Below are 17,562 nucleotides of genomic sequence, written 5' to 3'. Positions count from 1 at the left end.
GTCATCCTGAGCCTGTCGAAGGACGTGCGCAGAGGCCTTCGCCCGCGTGCTTCGACAGGCTCAGCATGACCCCATTCTTTCCATCTGTGTTTTCGGTGACCATAGATTTTACAACTCAACAGGATACCGCAGTGATCCATCTACCTATGAAAAACGGTAAGATCACCTATGAACAAGTATACCCTACAAATAAAAGTGGGGATGAGGTCTTTGCCCTTGCCGAAAAGTGGTTTGCCCAAACTTTTCCGGACGAGCCGCAACAACTGTATACCGCCGATAAAAAATCAGGGCAAATTAAAGGTGTGGGTATGTTTAAGGTGATCACCAGCAGTACAGGTAACTACTACTGGCTCAAGTTCGATGTCAATATTTCTGTTGATGATGGGAGCTGTACTATCACCACAGGTAATTATTTTGAAAAACCAATAGAAAAGGGCATTAGCAACGAATACTCCAAAATCTCCTATCGCTGGTGGGATTACAGGCGGGGGCATCCATGGTCGGTAGAGGATAAGGCGTTATTTGCCGGGCTTAATCAGAATACCTTACAAATTATAGCTTCCTTAAAACAAAGCATCAATCCATAATTATCATCTACATAAACTCATGAAAAAAATACTAATGATTATTGCTGTTGTTTTAGCGGCCATTCAAGTTAGGGCCAATGCAAAGCATTTTAAGGTACTGGCTTTGTATGAAAACGGAGGGCACCATATTGAGTTTTCAAAGCGCGCCAAAATATGGCTGGATAAATTAGCCGCCGATAACGGCTTTACCGTAGATTATATTCAAAACACCGATAAAATTGACGACGAGTTTTTGAGTCATTACCAGCTTTTTTTGCAGCTTGATTATGCACCCTATAACTGGACCGGTAAGGCAGTAGCCGCTTTTCAAAAATATATTGACGAAGGCAGGGGCGGCTGGGTAGGTTTTCACCACGCCACGCTGTTGGGTGAGTTTGATGGTTTTCACGAGTGGCAATGGTTCTCCAACTTTATGGGGGGTATTAGCTGGAAGGCCTACATAGCAACTTTTGCCAAAGGAAAAGTAAATGTGGAGGATAAGCGGCATCCGGTAATGAAGGGTGTGCCGGCATCGTTCCTGATTCAGCAGGAGGAATGGTATACGTATGATAAAAGTCCGCGTCCCAACGTACATGTCCTGGCCAGTGTCGACGAAAAAACTTATGAGCCACAAGGCGATGTTAAAATGGGCGATCACCCGGTGGTGTGGACTAACGAGCATGTTAAAGCCCGCAACGTGTACATTTTTATGGGGCACTCGCCAAACTTGTTGGATAACCCTGCCTGGGTTAAATTGGTAACCAATGCTATTTTCTGGGCCGCGGGTAATTAATCACTATTTAGAAACAAAAATATGTTTAGCAAAATTTTAGCAACCGTATTAATCGTTTTAGCATGCATGGGAGTACGGGCCCAGGCCCCCAAATTCAGGGTGCTGGCGCTTTATACCACAACGGTAGAATCGGATCATGTTGATTTTGCTAACGATGCTATTCGGTTTTTTACAGATCTCAGTAAAAAGGACGGCTTCGCGTTTGATACCACCACCAATTGGAAAAACGTAAACAATGAGTATCTGAAAAAGTATCAGTTGGTAATATGGCTTAATGACTTCCCGCAAAACCAGCAGCAACGCCTGGCATTTATAAAATACATGGATAATGGTGGAACCTGGCTGGGTTTCCACGTGGCTGGGTATAACGACAAGGATACGCACTGGCCCTGGTTTGTGAGTTTTTTGGGGAGCGCCGTATTTTACAACAACAGCTGGCCGCCATTGCCTGCTAAGCTTATTGTTGACGATGCAAAGCATCCCGTAACTAAAGGCATTCCCGCGCATTTTACATCACCTATAAATGAGTGGTACGGCTGGCTGCCAAGTCCAAGATTAAATAAGGATGTAAAAGTTTTATTAACCCTTGATCCCGCAAATTATCCGCTTGGCAAAAAGGATATCATTCGTGAAGGTGATATCCCTGTTGTGTGGACGAACACCAAATATAAAATGCTGTACATCAACATGGGCCACGGCGATATGATCTTTACCTCGCCCGTGCAGAATAAATTGTTTGAGAACGCGGTGATGTGGCTGGGAATGGCCCCGAAGCCCCACCCAAACCCTCCCCTGAAGAGGAGGGCTTTTAAAAATTAAAGCTTTCTAACTCCCGCGAGGTTTAGCGCAGCGTAACTCGTGGGTTAACGCTGGTATAAGCTTTCAGCTTACGTCGATAGCAAATTAGAAGAGCAGCTGAAAGCTGCAGCCATGATACCCACGGGCTGAAAGCCCGCGGGAGTTGTGGGGAGGGCTTTAAAAAATTAAAGCTTGCAAATTAAAAGTCTCCCCTTTAGGGGAGATTTAGAGGGGCTTCAACTTCTCATCTATCGCGTTAAGCAAATATTCTTTCTTATCATCGGCATACTCCCAAAACATAACGCCGGCCATATTGTGGTCAATCATGTACTGGCATTTGTTGCTTACCGACCATTCATCATCAAAACTTACAAACTGCTTAGTGGCGGCATTGAACAGGTAAGGCGCTTGTGCTATGCTATCGCGATAATAAGTAAAACCGTTTTTGTTGATTACGCTATCCTTCAATCTGCTGTATCCGCCAACCCAAACATGCTGATAGGCTTTCATCCCAAGGCCGTTCTGGGCCGAATCGGTAACCATTTCAGACCGACCGTAAAAGGCCATGCCCATTACCAGCTTGGCGGCAGGTACTCCCGCTTTGATGTATTCGCTTACCGCTTTATCGGCCGAGTTTTCGGTGTTGTATTTGTTGGAGGTAAACAGGTTGGTATGATGTACAGCAATGCCGGTTTTGTTTTGGAAATAGTCGTACGTCATCAGGTTAATATAATCCAGGTATAGCGCAGTTTTTCCCATTTCGGTATGGTCGAGGAAACGTTTAAAGCCACCTGTTGCAGCGGTTAATAGCTTCTTGCTGCCGGTTTCTTTTTCAAGGGCATCAAGCTCGGTTCTAAGCGCTTTAAACAGCAGGGTGTAGTTACCGCCATCTTCATCGCGCACAACGTTGTTATCGCCTTGCAGGCCAGGATATTCCCAATCAATATCTACGCCATCCAGGTTGTATTTACGGATAATATCGACCGCACTGGCGGCAAATGCTTTGCGCGATGTATCTGTTAGTGCAGCGTCCGAAAAGTTTTTACTCCAGGTCCACCCGCCAATAGAGATCAGGATTTTAAGCGCGGGATTTTTCTTTTTCAGCAGCACCAGGTTGCGGAAGTTAATGGTATCAGTACGCTCATGTGCCAGCCAGGCCCTGTTATTGCGCACATTTACAAAAGCGTAATTGATGTGGGTGAGCTTTGCGGGGTTTACAATGCCCATATCTGCCACTCCCTTGTAGCCGCCAACGTAGCCAATTACAACATATTTGTGTTTAACCTGGGCCTTAAGGGCAACGGCAGGCAGTAGTAATGCCGCAACGCACAGCAACAAGCCTTTTTTTAAAGAGAAAATATTCATTTTAGGTTTATAAATTGTGAGATAGGATGTAGTATATTAAATTTTTAAGCGGATGCGTTTCTTTTCCATTAAGCCAACTATGGCTATTAATATAAAGGCGGTTGCCATGCTTCGTGCCAGGCCTGTAAAGCCGTTGTTGAGTATTTTTGGGTAGCGTACGCCCAGGAGTGTTAAAATAAAAAACTGGTAGTAAGGCAACAAATAACAGGTGAGGGTACTTGTACCTGCCGGCCAGATGGCTTTAAACCAGTTCTTTTTCCCTTTTACGTCAACTAAAAAGATCAACAATTCAAATGCAAGGATGGTTATACCGCTGCAAATAAAAATCCAGGCAGGAGTGGAGTGAATTTTGGAAATTCCCTCGGCATAAGGGCGAATCAGTAAGCCAAGCGCTATCAGCAGTACCCCGGTGCCGCCAAATATCGCCCAAAGTAATCGCGTTTTGTTTTTAGATACCAGCAGGGCGTAAAGTTCTGAGATCATCACACCGCCCATTATCAAGCTAACCGCTGATGCATCGCCCAGTACAGGGATTTTGAAATCAATAATATCCGTATGAGCGCCGATATTGATAGCCACAAATAAAATAAGGAAACCTAACAGGTAATTCCTTTTGCCTTTTACCAACAGATATACTAAGGCGCACACCAAATAGGCCCAGCCGATAATACCCAAAATGCCCCACCATGATGGGCGCATACCATGTATTTCGCCATCTTCGCCGCCTTTATAAATTATCGCCATGGCAATAAGCAGGGCAATGCCTATCCCCATAAAAGTGTAGCGCTTGGCTTTGGCCATAGTTTCGGGATAATCAAGCCAAATGAAAAAGAAACCGGTAGTGATAATAATAGCCCATACCGCCTTTGGAATAAGGGTATCGGCACTGCTGTAGCTTTCCAGGTTTACGTGGAAAAAGCCCATAATAATAAGCGCAGCGCTGCGGGTAAGGATATAGATTAATATTGATGAAAAGGATTCGCCTTTGGTAATCCGGTTTTTAATAGCGAATGGTAACGATAAGCCTACTATAAACAAAAAAGCCGGGAAAATGGTATCGGCAAAACCCATAGCGTCGGCCTCACCATCGGCGTGGTCTATCCAGGCCGGGATGTGTTTCACACCGCTGGCGTCATTTACAAATATCATCAGCAGCATGGTGATGGCGCGCAACACATCGATGGATAAAAGACGCCTGGGGAGATTGTTCATATTTGGGATTTCGGAATTTCGATTTAATGATAACAAAGCTAAAAGGTAATGTTATTGGGCGGTATTTGCAAGGCACTACATTACTACTACCATAGGTAAAGGCTTACGATTTTAAGTAAAGTCTATGCAGGCGACGTCAATAAAAAGCAGTTTTTTTGATAACGCAGAGGCGATGGGCATTGCGGCTATTTATTATATCAATTACAATAATCATTTTTTATTATTTTTATAACCGGTATCCGCCTTCATCTGCCTTAAATCATATATAAATGATTGATTTGTTTGCTCATTTGAAAAACTCTTTCCTTAAAATATGCCTATTGGCATCTGCCATATGTATAAGTTCTTTGGCTTATGCGCAAGGGCCTCATCTTTATTTTGATCACCTGGATGTTAAAAAAGGCTTGCCCGAAAGTACCGGCCGTGTAATTAAAGAAGATAATGAAGGCTATATATGGATAGCTACCCAAAACGGCCTGGTAAGGTATGATGGGTATGAATGCAAGGTGTATAACCTGGGTAATTTAAATACTAATACCTATTCATCAACCAATGTGCTCAGTTTGTTGCTGGATAGGCAGGGCAACCTTTGGGCAACTACCATTAGTAACGGTATTTTTCAATACCGCAGAGAAACAGATACATTTAAACATATTCCGTATCCCGCCGATGGTAAGATCACCACATTTACAATGGACGCGGTAGATAGGGATAATAACATCTGGGGGCATATCCGTTCGGTAAGTTATGGCGCATCAGTAGTAAAACTCAATACCAAATCCGGCGCTTTTGAATATTTCGGAATAAAAGAAAAGGGAAATAACTTTATAAATGCTTCGCTCATTTATGAGGCCTATGCCAGTGCTTCGGGCAAAATATGGTTAAGTAGTAATAACGGCATTTACCGGTACGATGGCACCGGGAAACCAATGGTTGGTTTTATGACCATTGCAGATACCGCCAAACAGAGACATGTAAACCCCATATATGAGGCAAAATCAGAACCCGGCGTTTTTTGGCTCAACACTTTTCATGGTTATAATATCGATTTAAGGATTACCCGGTTTGATAGCCGCGATAATAGCATAAAAGAGTATTGGCCATCAACTAAGCCCGATAGTGCTTTAAGTACCGCGGTTTATAGCATTTACGAGGATAAAAATAAGCAATTATGGTTTGCTACCGATAAAGGGGTATCGAAATTTGACAGGAAGGCCCATAAGTTTACCAACTATACGCCGAAAGACTCCATTAAATCTTCAGATCAGAACCAGTTGCAATCTTTCAGGGAAACCAAGGAGGGCAATTTATGGCTTAGCTTCCCTTCGGGCCTGGTGTATTTTGAGCCGGCATCGGGTCGCTTTACAAGGTATATGACCAATGCCGGCGAGGTTGGCACCCTTAGCCAGACCCGGGTAATAGCCAAAATGGTTGATCATGCTAATACACTTTGGGCCGGGTTTGATGAAGCCGGTGTAAACAGGGTTAACAAATTAAAAAGCGCGTTTACCATCTACAAAAACATAAAGGGCAACATAACAAGTTACCCTATTGTCAATAAAATAGTCAATAACAAGGATTATAGCTATGTATCAAACAACCAGGGAATTTATAAACTTTATACAGCTACCGGCAAGCTTGAAAAATTATACTCGCCAGATGATGGATACATTTTTCTGAGTAAAGTTTGCATCGGGCTTAACGGCATGTTGTACATAGGCGGTTCAAATGGCTTGTATGTATATAATACCACTACCGGCAAAAAAGAACATTACAACAGAAACGATAAAGATTCCACCACCATTAGCAGCAGTTTCATTAATAATGTGTACCAGGATCATGAAGGCATCATTTGGCTTGGTAACGCCGATGAAAGGGGGCTATGCTCGTTTAATCCCCAAACTAAAAAAATAACAAGGTATCCCTACCATATATTTAGCGCTGGTGGCGCGGGTAATATTTTAAACGATGGCAAGATCCTGGCCATTTTTGAAGATAAGGAAGGTACGTTATGGATTGGTACCAATAACGGGGGGCTTAATCGTTTCGACCGCAAAACGCAAAAATTCACTTCGTATTTTGACACGCATAACCGCACCGCCTTTTGTGTGGATGATATATTTCAGGATAGTGCCGGCAGACTTTGGGTGGGTACCTATTTAAACGGCGTTTACATATTTGATAAGGAAAAGGGGGCGTTTACCCATCATTTCAGCGAAAGCAACGGTTTGCTGTTTAATTCAAACATGGGTATAAATGAGGATGCTGCCGGCCGTATATGGGTTTTAACAGAACGGGGGCTATCACGTATCGACCCCAAAAACTTTACCATCCATAATTTTAGCGTCGAAAGTTTTTTACCGGGTAATGATGTTACCCGTAACCTATCCAGCTTATATAAACTATCGGATGGTAAACTTGCTTTTATGGTAAGTAACGGCCTGGCTGCGTTTAACCCTAAAGATTTGGATGATAGTCCCTACGAGCCAGTTGTGCATATTGAAAGTTTAACCTATAATGATCCACTTGCCGATAGTAAAACAGCCAACCGGATAGTCACCTTTGGCCGCAAATCTGTTGAGTTAAAATATAATGAAAACCGCGTGGAGTTTAACTACATAGGGCTTCAGTTTGATGATCCTTTAAAAAACACCTACGCCTACAAACTGGATGGTTATGATAAAAACTGGATTCAGGCCGGTACGCAGCGTAGCGTTACTTACACCAACCTGCCGGCAGGTACTTATACTTTTAAAGTAAAAGCTGCCAACAGTGACGGTGTATGGAATAATATCGGAGATAGTATCCAGATTGTTATCCTATCGCCATGGTGGGCAAGGTGGTGGGCCTGGTTAATTTATATTGTAGTATTTGCGTTTGTGATATACTCTTATATCAACTATCGCCAACGCCATTTGAGGGAGGAGAATCAACTGCTGGAGGAGCGGATTAATGAACGCACACTGGAGTTAAGTGATGCTAATAAGGCCTTAAGCGAGCAAAGCGAGGAGATCACCGCACAGCGAGATCAACTGGCCGATACCGTAAACGAATTAAAATCTACCCAGCAACAGCTTATTCAATCAGAAAAACTGGCATCCTTAGGTGAATTGACTGCCGGCATTGCCCATGAAATTCAAAACCCGTTGAATTTTGTGAATAACTTTAGCGAAGTAAGTATCGAACTTGCTGCCGAAATGAGAGAAGAGCTGGCCGCCGGTAATACCGAAGACGGCCTGGCCATAGCTGATGACATTGAACAAAACCTGCAAAAGATAATGCATCATGGCAAACGTGCCGATGCTATTGTGAAAAATATGCTGCAACATTCGCGCAATAACTCGGGCGATAAGCAACCCACAAATATCAACGCGCTTGCCGATGAATATCTGCGCCTGGCTTACCACGGTTTACGGGCAAAAGAAAAAACTTTTAACGCCACGCTAAATACCAGTTTTGATGATAATTTGCCCCCTGTAACCATCATTCCGCAGGATATAGGCCGGGTATTGCTTAACATGTTCAATAACGGCTTTTACGCGCTGCAGCAAAAGCAAAAAAGCGCAGGTGTCGATTATAAGCCAACGCTCACGCTATCAACCTTAAAAAAGGATAACGCTGTTGAAATTATTGTAAAAGACAACGGTACGGGCATTCCTACCCAAATCAAAGACAAAATTATGCAACCATTTTTTACCACCAAACCAACAGGCGAGGGCACAGGGCTTGGTCTTTCCTTAAGCTATGATATCATTGTAAAAGGCCACGGCGGTAAAATCGAGGTTATAACCCAGGAAGGCGAGGGTACGGAGTTTATTATTAGCCTTCCTTTAGGGAATTAAGTGACCATCTATTCAAAGCAATTTAACGGCACTTGTATTTACCGGGTTTTAAAAACCAGGTAAGTACTCTTCACTTTGCATCATTTGCGACTGCCAGGCAGTTTGTCTGTTAATTAAATGGTGTATTTTATACAATAAGAAAAAATAACGAATTGAATATTTGTATTAATTAATGATTTTATTGTTATTTTTTTATTTAATGTGAAGCGATTTATTGATTTGTAATTGCTTTTTTTATCTTAAACTAGTTTATGTGGTTTAAAAATTGTTTTTTAATTTCAAATAGATGTTAATTTATTTAAAATTCATTTTTAAATTGTTTATTTTTTATATAAAATCAATTATTTATAATTTATGTTGATTTTTTATTGAAATAAATGTTGTTTTTGTTGAAATATTGATAATTAATTAACAATTAACGTTATATTGTGGTTCAATCAATATAATTTATCAACCAATCAATCAAAACATGAAGTTAACATTACATTATTTTCTCTTTGGAGCGCTTCTTCTGCTCTGTTCTCCCGTTTTTGCGCAAAAGTTGACCGGTACCGTTACCAGCGGCGGGCACCCCGTAAGCGCCGGTTCAGTTAAAGTGACCCCGACAGGCACTGGGACTATTACCGATGCGGATGGTAAATATTCGCTTACCTTAAAGGCAGGATCATACCAGGTGAGCTTTTCGGCAGTTGGGTTCGAAAAGAAGACCGTTACCGTAGCCATTGCCGCCGGCGAAACCAAAATATTGGATATGGAGCTTTCTTCATCTGCCGAAGGCTTAAAAGAAGTTATTGTGGTGGGTAGTCGCGGTGTTGGGCGTACCAAAATTGAATCGGCCGTACCAGTGGATGTGCTGAAAGTAAATTCAATGGATGCCAATACCGCTAAACCTGATCTGATGAGTCAGCTAAACCAGGCTGTACCCTCATTTAACTACAACAAACAAAGCGGGGGGGATGGTTCCGACGCCATCGACTTTGCAAGTTTGCGTGGTTTGGGGTTCGATCAAACGTTGGTACTTATTAACGGGAAACGCCGTCACCTATCGGCGTTTGTAAACGAGGTTGGTACCCGTGGCCGTGGCAACAGCGGTACAGATTTGAACGCTATCCCTGAAGCCGCTATTGACCGTATCGAAATCCTGCGCGACGGCGCTTCCGCCCAATACGGATCTGACGCTATTGCCGGTGTAATCAACATAGTACTTAAGAGAGATGTTAACCATTTAAATGTAACCGCGGGTTTTGGTGGTTATAACGATCAAAAATATAACACCCTAAACAATGTTGATCCATCAGCATACTATACCGACAAACATTTTGATGGACAAACGTTTACCCTTGGTGCCAATTATGGCTTAAACCTGGGTAAAAGCGGTGGCTTCATCAACTTTGGCGCTAACTACTTTAACCAGGGTAAAACCTTCAGGGCCATACCTGATACCAACTGGCAAACCAACCCTAACGCCCAGCCCGTTGCCCGCGAGCGCCGTGCATTTGGCGATGGATCTGTAGTATCCGGCGGTGGTATGTATAATATGGAATTGCCTATAAAGGGTACCAAAACGGTGTTTTATTCATTTGGTGGTTATAATTACAAACACTCCAATGTATACGCCTATACCCGTAGCTGGAATTATGATAACGGCTTGCGCCAAAATCCAACAAAATTCCCTACAGATGCTAATGGTAATCTTGTGTTTGTGCCTGGTATTATGAAAGTACAAGGCGTACAGGATGGTACAATTAGCGCCAATAATGTGTATTACAATCCGCAAGAGGATGTTTATATTAAAGATCTTTCATCGGCTATTGGCTTTAAAGGTACTACAGCCGGCGATTGGGACTGGGATATCAGCAACAACGTAGGTCGTAATGATTTCCATTACTGGGGTAACAAAACCTTTAACGCGTCGTTACCTGTTATTGCCGGGCAGCCTATACAAACCAGGTTTGATGATGGTGGCTTTAACTTTTTACAAAATACGGCCAATGCCGATATAACCAAACGCTTTGCCACCGTTGCGCAGGGTTTACAATTATCATTTGGTGCCGAGTTTAGGTACGAGCGCTACCAGCTTTATGCAGGCGAGCTTAACTCTTATGTAGCCGGTGGTGCTACTTTACCGGGTGGTGTTGCTAAAGCATCCGGATCTGAAGGTTATCCGGGCTATCAGCCAAGCGATGAAGTGAAAGATCATCGTACCAATGAAGCCGCATATGCCGAAGCTGCCTTAGATGTTACCGACAAATGGCTGGTTGACGGAGCCGCGCGCGTTGAGCATTATTCGGACTTTGGTGGTGTAAGCACTTTTAAGTTTGCAACACGTTACAAACTGGCAAGTAATTTTAACGTTCGCGGATCGGCAAGTACCGGTTTCCGTGCGCCAACTTTGCAGCAGATAGATTTTAGTAACACGAATACAACAGTTGTTGGCGGTAACCTGGAATATACCAAATTGGTACCTAACTATTCTGATATTGCCAAAACAGCAGGTATTCCTAAGCTAAAACAAGAAACATCTGTTAACTACAGCTTGGGTTTTGCATGGCAGGCTACGCCAGATTTTACCGTTACTGTTGATGGTTATGATATTAAAATTAAAAACAGGATTGTGATCTCGGGCTTGTACAACCAGGGCGATTCTACTTTAGGCACCCCGTTAAATGATTTACTGTTAAAACAGGGCATCAGCGCGGCTCAGTTTTTCGCAAACGCGGTTAACACAACCAATACCGGTGTGGATATTGTGTTAGACTACAAAAAACGTTGGGATAAAAGTCATTTCTATGCATTGTTAGCAGGTAACATTCAGCATTTATCTATCAATAAAATTAATATCCCATCTACATTTAAAGGATCGGCTGCCGATAGCGCTACCTTCTTTTCAGATAGGGAGCAATATTTCTTAAAGGCAAGTGCGCCAACCGCTAAATTTACCCTTAACCTGGAGTATGGTGTAGGTAAATTCGCGATAGGTGGGCGCGCTACTTATTTTGGTGATGTAAAAGAATTAGGCTTTGGCGAAACCAGCGCGCCAGATGGCGTTGCCGATCCGTTTTTCCCTTACGTAACAATGGATGCAACCGGCGAAAAAGTTAAAGAGATTTTTGACTTTAAACCTAAAGTAACTACCGACTTATATATATCATACAAAATCAACAAAACAGTATCATGGACAGCCGGTGTAGATAACTTATTTAACGTACACCCAAGTACCAACGTTATTAAAGGTTCTGTTAATCCAAACAGCAGCAGCTCATTTGGGGATAGCGAATCGGGCGGTCCGTTTGAGGCCGTACAGATGGGCTTTAATGGTATGCGGATATTTACCAAACTGGCATTCCGTTTTTAACAAACCTCAATCATCATAATGGTCCCCTGGTTTTTATGAGCCGGGGGATTTTTTTTGAAAAATAAAGTTCAATTTGACAAATATTACCCCTTAAATTGGGTTTATTGAAAATTATTGATAATATTTGTTTGTTAAATCGTTCTTAAGGCTTATGAAAGTATTGCAATTCACCATTCCGGTGCCACATGATAAAAGCGTAATTGCCGATCAGTTTAGCCTGCCTTACTTTTACCCTTACCTGCACCGGCATAAAGAAACCCAAATCACCTGGATACAGAAGGGGGAGGGCACCTTGATAGCCGGTAATAATATGCATCATTTTGCCCCCGGCGATGTGTTTTTATTAGGGGCCAACCTGCCACACCTGTTTAAAAGCGATCCCCAATATTTTGAAAATGAAAACGAGGATGCCATCAGTGCCCTCAGTATATTTTTTAATCCCGACGGCATATTAGCTTCTTTTTTTGATTTGCCCGAGGTACGTGCTCACAAATTATTTATTCAGCAACATCAGCAGGGAATTAAGGTACCAGAAGCAAACACCGTTAAAATTATAAATGCTATGGCGGGGCTGCGTGATAGCAGCGGAGCCGATCAGTTGATACAATTTATTCAATTATTAAAGGGTTTGTCTGATATTAACGAACAACTGCAGCCATTATCATCATATGGCAACCTGCCAGGTATTACCGAAAACGAGGGCATCAGGATAGGTAATATTTACAACTACATTATGCAAAACTACACGGAAGCCATTACGCTTGATGATGTAGCCAAAGCAGCCTTCATGACTTCCGAATCATTTTGCAGGTATTTTAAAAAGCACACGGGCAATACATTTGTCACCTTTTTAAACGAGGTGCGTATTAACGAAGCCTGTAAAATGCTTACCGCCAATAAATTTGAAAGTATATCTATAGTAGCTTACAAAAGTGGCTTTAAAAGTATTACCAATTTTAACCGGGTGTTTCGATCAGTAACAGGCAGTTCCCCAAGGGAATATACCGAAAGCTTTAACGGAAAAATAGCAACGTCTACAGGTGCAACGGAAATGGATGGCTTAAAAAAAGGGAACTTGAAAGCCGCGTTTGCAGAAGAAATTTAAGACACCGCTAACGTTAACCTTACCAGGTATTGCTGAAACTCATCCTCCAATAAAACTTCCATATCCCAGCCTGCTTCGGTAACTATAGCTTCCAAAGTTTTCTCATCAACATATAACCAGGGAAACCATTCTGATTTTTGGCCTTTGTACTCGTATTGATAGTTTAGTTCACCATAGTATTTGCCAGTATCTGGTAGTTTTCCTTCGTACAGGTAGGCAATATCAGATGAATCAAACAGTAATTGACCGCCTTTATTTAGCAGTAATTTAGCACGATCTAAAAAGGTAGTAATGTTTTGCAAGCCTCCTGCAAGACCAATGCCGTTCATGAGCAACAGGAGGGTGTCGTATCGGTGGTCCTCGTACTTAAAAATATCGGCAACAATTACTTTTTTTACACCACGGGCCTGCATCACATCGGCAGCTAAAGGCGATATTTCAAGCGCACTTACATCAAAACCCCGTTCCTGTAATACTAATGCATGTGAGCCAGCTCCGGCGCCAATATCAAGTACTTCGCCGCGGCACTCGTTCATGGCCAGCCATTCCATATCGGGCATATCATCTTCATCCCTAAAATAGGCTTCTATGGGCATTTCCTCCCGGGGACCGTATTGGTTATTAATCCAAAGTTTATCAGCGGTTTGCCCGTTATGGTAATTATGTATGGCCTGGCCTAATATATCTTTCATGCACGGCAAAAATAAGGATTGAGCGCTTAATTATCGTTACAATAAATACCTTTGACTATATGCTTGTTCAAAACATCCTGTTTGCACTCATTATCATCGCCGGCATGACCTATAGCATCATGGCAAAAAAGCTGACTGTGCCTGCTGCCATAACCGGTGCATTGGTGGCTTATTTTGTTTTTACAGGTGCCCGGTTTACCGGCGTAGCCATGATGACCACCTTTTTTATTTTAGGATCGGCAGCAACCTCCTGGCAGTCGGGTAAAAAAGATGCTTTTATAATTGAGCACGAACGTAAAGGAGGCCGCACAATAGGACAGGTGTTGGCCAACGCGGGTGTGGCTGGTATTTGTGGCTTGATGGTTTTCGTATTTCCGCAATATGCCGGTTTGTGGGTGTTGATGATGGCGGCAAGCTTCGCATCAGCAACGGCAGATACGCTATCATCCGAATTAGGTACAGTTTATGGCAGACGTTTTTTCAATATCATCACCATGAAACCCGATCAACGTGGACTGGATGGCGTGATTAGTGTGGAAGGAACTTTGATAGGTATAGCCGGAAGTTGCATTATCGCTGTTATTTATGCTATAGGTTTTGGTTTGGGCATCAATTCACTTTGGCTTGTGTTAGCAGGCACTGTAGGTAATCTAACCGACTCGCTATTGGGCGCCTTGTTGGAGCGAAAAAACTTTATCACCAACAATGCTGTTAACTTTTTAAACACTTTAATAGCTGCTTTGGTTATGCTGTTGTTTAGCTTATTTTAATCATGATATTTACGCAATGACATATGTAATCCTGGGCCTTGTAGGCTTCGCGTTAATAGCGTATTTCTTTTTGAAGGGCAGTAAACCAAAGAATATTGATGCTGCAATTTCTGTAGATTATAAACTTCTGTTGAATACCCATATTCAATTTTACAAGGATTTGGACGATGCAGGTAAGCTGCTATTTGAGCAAAAGGTTAATGTGTTTTTGGCTAACATCACTATTGAAGGAGTTGGAACCGCGGTTGAAGATGCCGATAGGGTGATGATAGCATCAAGCGCGGTGATTCCCATTTTCGGCTTTAAAGATTGGGAGTACCGAAACCTTACCAATGTGATCCTTTACCCGGACACTTTTGATGGCGAATTTCAGTTTGAAGGCGAAAACCGCAGTATATTGGGCATGGTAGGCACTGGTTATATGAATGGGCAGATGATTTTATCGCGCGCGGCTTTGATTAAAGGTTTTTCCAAATCGGCCGGAAAAGAAAATACTGCCATTCATGAATTTGTACACCTGTTAGATAAAAGCGATGGTGCTACAGACGGCGTGCCCGAAAACCTGCTGGCTCATGAGTATGTATTACCCTGGTTAAAAATGATTCACCAGGAAATTCATAAAATAGAAGCCGGTCGGTCAGATATTAATCCCTACGCTGTAACCAATGAGGCGGAATTTTTTGCTGTTGTTGCCGAGTACTTTTTTCAGAAGCCAGATGAGTTAAAGCACAAACACCCGGAACTATACGAAATGCTAAGCACCATATTTATGCAGGATAGGGCTAAGGACTAATTAAACCCCAAATCAAGCTGACCTAAAACTTCCAAAGGTTTGCCGGTATTACCGTCGATATAATAAACCGGTGTTTCTTCATGCCTGGAGGCCACCACCACGTGCACTCCATCGGCGTAATTTTTAAACAGGGTTTCCACCAATTGTGGGGCGTTATTGTTTTTAGATAAGTGTGCAAGCAGTAAATGCGTCATATGGGCTGGTCGGTGCGTTAGGAACAGCCCTAAAGCTTCCTTATTGCTCAGGTGACCTTTACCGCCGCTGATGCGCCTTTTAAGGTGATAAGGATAACCGCCGTTCGCCAGCATTTCCTCATCGTAATTAGCCTCTAAAAACGCGGCATGGCATTGGCTGAAATGGCGGATCAGCTGATCGCAAACTACGCCCAGATCGGTAAATATCCCAACTTTCACGTCGCGGCAGCTCACTATAAAACTATGCGGTTCGGCGGCGTCATGCACTTTGGGGAACGAGGTAATATGTAAACTGCCAATGGTAATCGTTTCAAATTCTTTAAGGTAGTGCACATATTGGAGGTCGATCATGCTCCCCAAACTCAGGAGCGTGCCTTTTGTAATGTAAACCGGGAGGTTGAATTTTTTAGCCAGCACCGGGATACCGCGGATATGATCAGCATGTTCGTGCGATACAAAAATGGCCTTAACCTTGCTCATAGGCAAGCCAAGCCGGGCCATGCGTTTTTCAGTTTCACGGCAGGATATGCCTGCATCAACTAAAATAGCCTCCTCATCGTTCCCAATATAATAGCAGTTGCCATTACTCCCCGAATTTAGTGATGTAATATATAAACACATAGTGTAAAGCCGAAAGCTTAACGCTGAAGGCAGAAAGCCAACTTCATTGTTTGTTAAATAATGCAAAATAACGGATTTATGGGAGATATAGCGCCTGGCGACAATAATATTTACCGAGGTGTTATAGTTTAGCCGATACTTTTAGCGATGGGTTTGAAAGCTTGAGTGTTCGAAACATTTAAAAGCGCGGGCTTGTGCGATTCCTTCCTTGGGGAAGGAGGAGGAAGGGGTTTATTTAACCGCTCTGTAATATGTAAGATAGTCGCTTGTAGAAAGCTATCGATATGTTAAAAGTATAAAATATCCGTATTTTTTTGCACTTATAAAAACCTGCTTATATTTAGCCATGGATTCACCTCAAACTTTACCTGTACTTGATGCCGCCGAATTACGTGTATTGGGCTCGCTGATGGAAAAAAGCAAAACCACGCCCGATTATTACCCCATGACCCTGAATGGTTTAACGGCCGCCTGTAACCAAAAAACATCGCGCAAGCCGGTGGTTAATTATGATGAGGCAATTGTAACCGAAGCATTGAACACTTTAAAACGTCGCGGACTGATATCTACTGCAACCGGTGGATCAATCCGTAATATTAAATATAAGCACAACTTTGCCATTGTTTTCCCGGTGATTCCGGCAGAGGTGGCTTTGATTTGCTTGTTGATACTACGCGGACCGCAAACACCGGGTGAGTTAAATACCAACTCGGGCAGGTTGTATGAGTTTGAATCGATAGAAGAGGTACAGGAAATGCTGGAAAAATTAGCTGACCCTGAAATGCCTTACATTGTACAATTGCCCAAACGCCCTGGCCAAAAGGAGCAACGTTATGCGCATTTATTGGCCGGCACCCCGGAAATAAATGATGATGACGATATGGAAGAAACAACCGGCCGCCCATCAAGTGGCCTTGAAACCCGCGTTACCAAACTGGAACAGGACCTGGCCGAAATGAAGGAAGCTTTTGATAAGCTGATGAAAGAATTGATGGGGTAGGGTTGCCTAAAAACTGCAATTGATGGATGTTTTAAAACCAAATATCATAACCGATCCTAACTTTAAAACGTTGCATGAAACCAACGTTTTTGTTTTGGGATATGTTTTTGAAGGTGCGTGGCTTTTCAACAAAATAACTTATGAAGAGGTTTTTGTTGGCGATTTTTATGGCGATCCTTCGTGTGGCTTAATTGGTCCTGATAATGACTGGTATTTTGTTGGTGGAGAATATGCCTTAGTTGGCTTAAAAAATAAAGAATTGTACCTGATTCAAAATAAGGAGATTGTTGGAATTGAAAAAGTTAGATTAATATCGCCTTATGAAATTGAGTTATTAGTTGATCCATGGTCTGATTTTGGTGCTGTATGGCATTTAGATATTCTCAACCAAAAAAACCGCAAGATCCGGGACTTGAAATTTACCAGCGGGTACAATGGCGACTTTAATTGGTAACC

14 protein-coding genes are annotated in these 17,562 nt (G+C 42.6%); 10 read left to right on the top strand and 4 right to left on the bottom strand.

Translation table 11 applies throughout. The annotated features are described in order from the left end of the window. Positions 1-65 precede the first annotated feature (65 nt). From QWZ17_RS17040 to QWZ17_RS17030, 3 genes are all read left to right on the top strand, one after another. Positions 66-587 carry a DUF4468 domain-containing protein gene (locus QWZ17_RS17040; RefSeq protein ID WP_290306485.1) on the top strand — a complete coding sequence of 174 codons (522 nt, stop codon included), beginning with the start codon at positions 66-68 and terminating at the stop codon, positions 585-587. A gap of 19 nt (positions 588-606) precedes the next feature. Then, complete coding sequence (locus QWZ17_RS17035; RefSeq protein WP_290306484.1) at positions 607-1,359, top strand: ThuA domain-containing protein; 753 nt, start codon at positions 607-609, stop codon at positions 1,357-1,359. A 66-nt stretch (positions 1,360-1,425) separates the two neighbouring features. After that, complete coding sequence (locus QWZ17_RS17030) at positions 1,426-2,178, top strand: ThuA domain-containing protein (RefSeq protein WP_290306483.1); 753 nt, start codon at positions 1,426-1,428, stop codon at positions 2,176-2,178. A 204-nt stretch (positions 2,179-2,382) separates the two neighbouring features. Here QWZ17_RS17030 and QWZ17_RS17025 read toward each other — a convergent pair whose 3' ends face one another. Both QWZ17_RS17025 and QWZ17_RS17020 read right to left on the bottom strand, forming a co-directional pair. Beyond that, on the bottom strand, positions 2,383-3,522 hold the full coding sequence (locus QWZ17_RS17025; protein WP_290306482.1) for a glycoside hydrolase family 18 protein: 1,140 nt from the start codon (positions 3,520-3,522) through the stop codon (positions 2,383-2,385). Positions 3,523-3,558: 36 nt separating this feature from the next. After that, positions 3,559-4,734, bottom strand: a complete 1,176-nt coding sequence (locus QWZ17_RS17020) for a DUF5009 domain-containing protein (RefSeq protein ID WP_290306481.1) — start codon at positions 4,732-4,734, stop codon at positions 3,559-3,561. 269 nt (positions 4,735-5,003) lie between these two features. On the opposite strand from QWZ17_RS17020, the gene QWZ17_RS17015 reads away from it, so the two are divergent. From QWZ17_RS17015 to QWZ17_RS17005, 3 genes are all read left to right on the top strand, one after another. Further along, the gene (locus QWZ17_RS17015; protein WP_290306480.1) at positions 5,004-8,576 is read left to right on the top strand and encodes a two-component regulator propeller domain-containing protein; all 3,573 of its coding nucleotides are present in this window, start codon (positions 5,004-5,006) and stop codon (positions 8,574-8,576) included. Between the two features lie 469 nt (positions 8,577-9,045). Next, positions 9,046-11,931 carry a TonB-dependent receptor gene (locus tag QWZ17_RS17010; protein ID WP_290306479.1) on the top strand — a complete coding sequence of 962 codons (2,886 nt, stop codon included), beginning with the start codon at positions 9,046-9,048 and terminating at the stop codon, positions 11,929-11,931. Positions 11,932-12,082: 151 nt separating this feature from the next. Further along, positions 12,083-13,036 (top strand): AraC family transcriptional regulator, encoded by a 954-nt coding sequence (locus QWZ17_RS17005; protein ID WP_290306478.1) that lies wholly within the window; start codon positions 12,083-12,085, stop codon positions 13,034-13,036. On the opposite strand, the gene QWZ17_RS17000 is transcribed toward QWZ17_RS17005, so the two are convergent. Further along, positions 13,033-13,728 (bottom strand): class I SAM-dependent methyltransferase, encoded by a 696-nt coding sequence (locus QWZ17_RS17000; RefSeq protein WP_290306476.1) that lies wholly within the window; start codon positions 13,726-13,728, stop codon positions 13,033-13,035. The two genes, QWZ17_RS17005 and QWZ17_RS17000, sit on opposite strands and share 4 nt — an antisense overlap. 59 nt (positions 13,729-13,787) lie before the next feature. Between QWZ17_RS17000 and QWZ17_RS16995 the strand changes: the two genes are divergently transcribed. Further along, entirely contained in the window at positions 13,788-14,498 is a 711-nt protein-coding gene (locus QWZ17_RS16995) for a DUF92 domain-containing protein (protein WP_290306475.1), read from the top strand. A 16-nt stretch (positions 14,499-14,514) separates the two neighbouring features. Beyond that, on the top strand, positions 14,515-15,291 hold the full coding sequence (locus QWZ17_RS16990; RefSeq protein ID WP_290306474.1) for a M90 family metallopeptidase: 777 nt from the start codon (positions 14,515-14,517) through the stop codon (positions 15,289-15,291). Here QWZ17_RS16990 and QWZ17_RS16985 read toward each other — a convergent pair. Beyond that, positions 15,288-16,106, bottom strand: coding sequence for an MBL fold metallo-hydrolase (locus QWZ17_RS16985; RefSeq protein ID WP_290306473.1), 819 nt, complete (start codon positions 16,104-16,106; stop codon positions 15,288-15,290). The two genes, QWZ17_RS16990 and QWZ17_RS16985, sit on opposite strands and share 4 nt — an antisense overlap. A 346-nt stretch (positions 16,107-16,452) precedes the next feature. Between QWZ17_RS16985 and QWZ17_RS16980 the strand changes: the two genes are divergently transcribed. After that, a complete protein-coding gene (locus tag QWZ17_RS16980; protein WP_290306472.1) occupies positions 16,453-17,106 on the top strand; it encodes a YceH family protein in 654 nt (217 codons plus the stop codon). A 22-nt stretch (positions 17,107-17,128) separates the two neighbouring features. Then, positions 17,129-17,560, top strand: a complete 432-nt coding sequence (locus QWZ17_RS16975) for a hypothetical protein (protein ID WP_290306471.1) — start codon at positions 17,129-17,131, stop codon at positions 17,558-17,560. Positions 17,561-17,562 lie beyond the last annotated feature (2 nt).

It is taken from the genome of Mucilaginibacter flavus, assembly GCF_030409315.1.
GTDB lineage: Bacteria > Bacteroidota > Bacteroidia > Sphingobacteriales > Sphingobacteriaceae > Mucilaginibacter > Mucilaginibacter flavus.
This window is presented reverse-complemented; position numbering and strand designations above follow the sequence as displayed.

Bases quoted from the DNA above. Each gene is read 5' to 3' on its own strand.
- QWZ17_RS16975 (WP_290306471.1), top strand. From the start codon at position 17,129: ATGGATGTTTTAAAACCAAATATCATAACCGATCCTAACTTTAAAACG.
- QWZ17_RS16995 (WP_290306475.1), top strand. From the start codon at position 13,788: ATGCTTGTTCAAAACATCCTGTTTGCACTCATTATCATCGCCGGCATG.
- QWZ17_RS17010 (WP_290306479.1), top strand. From the start codon at position 9,046: ATGAAGTTAACATTACATTATTTTCTCTTTGGAGCGCTTCTTCTGCTC.
- QWZ17_RS17005 (WP_290306478.1), top strand. From the start codon at position 12,083: ATGAAAGTATTGCAATTCACCATTCCGGTGCCACATGATAAAAGCGTA.
- QWZ17_RS17040 (WP_290306485.1), top strand. From the start codon at position 66: ATGACCCCATTCTTTCCATCTGTGTTTTCGGTGACCATAGATTTTACA.
- QWZ17_RS16990 (WP_290306474.1), top strand. From the start codon at position 14,515: ATGACATATGTAATCCTGGGCCTTGTAGGCTTCGCGTTAATAGCGTAT.
- QWZ17_RS17000 (WP_290306476.1), bottom strand. From the start codon at position 13,728: ATGAAAGATATATTAGGCCAGGCCATACATAATTACCATAACGGGCAA.
- QWZ17_RS17015 (WP_290306480.1), top strand. From the start codon at position 5,004: ATGATTGATTTGTTTGCTCATTTGAAAAACTCTTTCCTTAAAATATGC.
- QWZ17_RS16985 (WP_290306473.1), bottom strand. From the start codon at position 16,106: ATGTGTTTATATATTACATCACTAAATTCGGGGAGTAATGGCAACTGC.
- QWZ17_RS17035 (WP_290306484.1), top strand. From the start codon at position 607: ATGAAAAAAATACTAATGATTATTGCTGTTGTTTTAGCGGCCATTCAA.
- QWZ17_RS16980 (WP_290306472.1), top strand. From the start codon at position 16,453: ATGGATTCACCTCAAACTTTACCTGTACTTGATGCCGCCGAATTACGT.
- QWZ17_RS17020 (WP_290306481.1), bottom strand. From the start codon at position 4,734: ATGAACAATCTCCCCAGGCGTCTTTTATCCATCGATGTGTTGCGCGCC.
- QWZ17_RS17025 (WP_290306482.1), bottom strand. From the start codon at position 3,522: ATGAATATTTTCTCTTTAAAAAAAGGCTTGTTGCTGTGCGTTGCGGCA.
- QWZ17_RS17030 (WP_290306483.1), top strand. From the start codon at position 1,426: ATGGGAGTACGGGCCCAGGCCCCCAAATTCAGGGTGCTGGCGCTTTAT.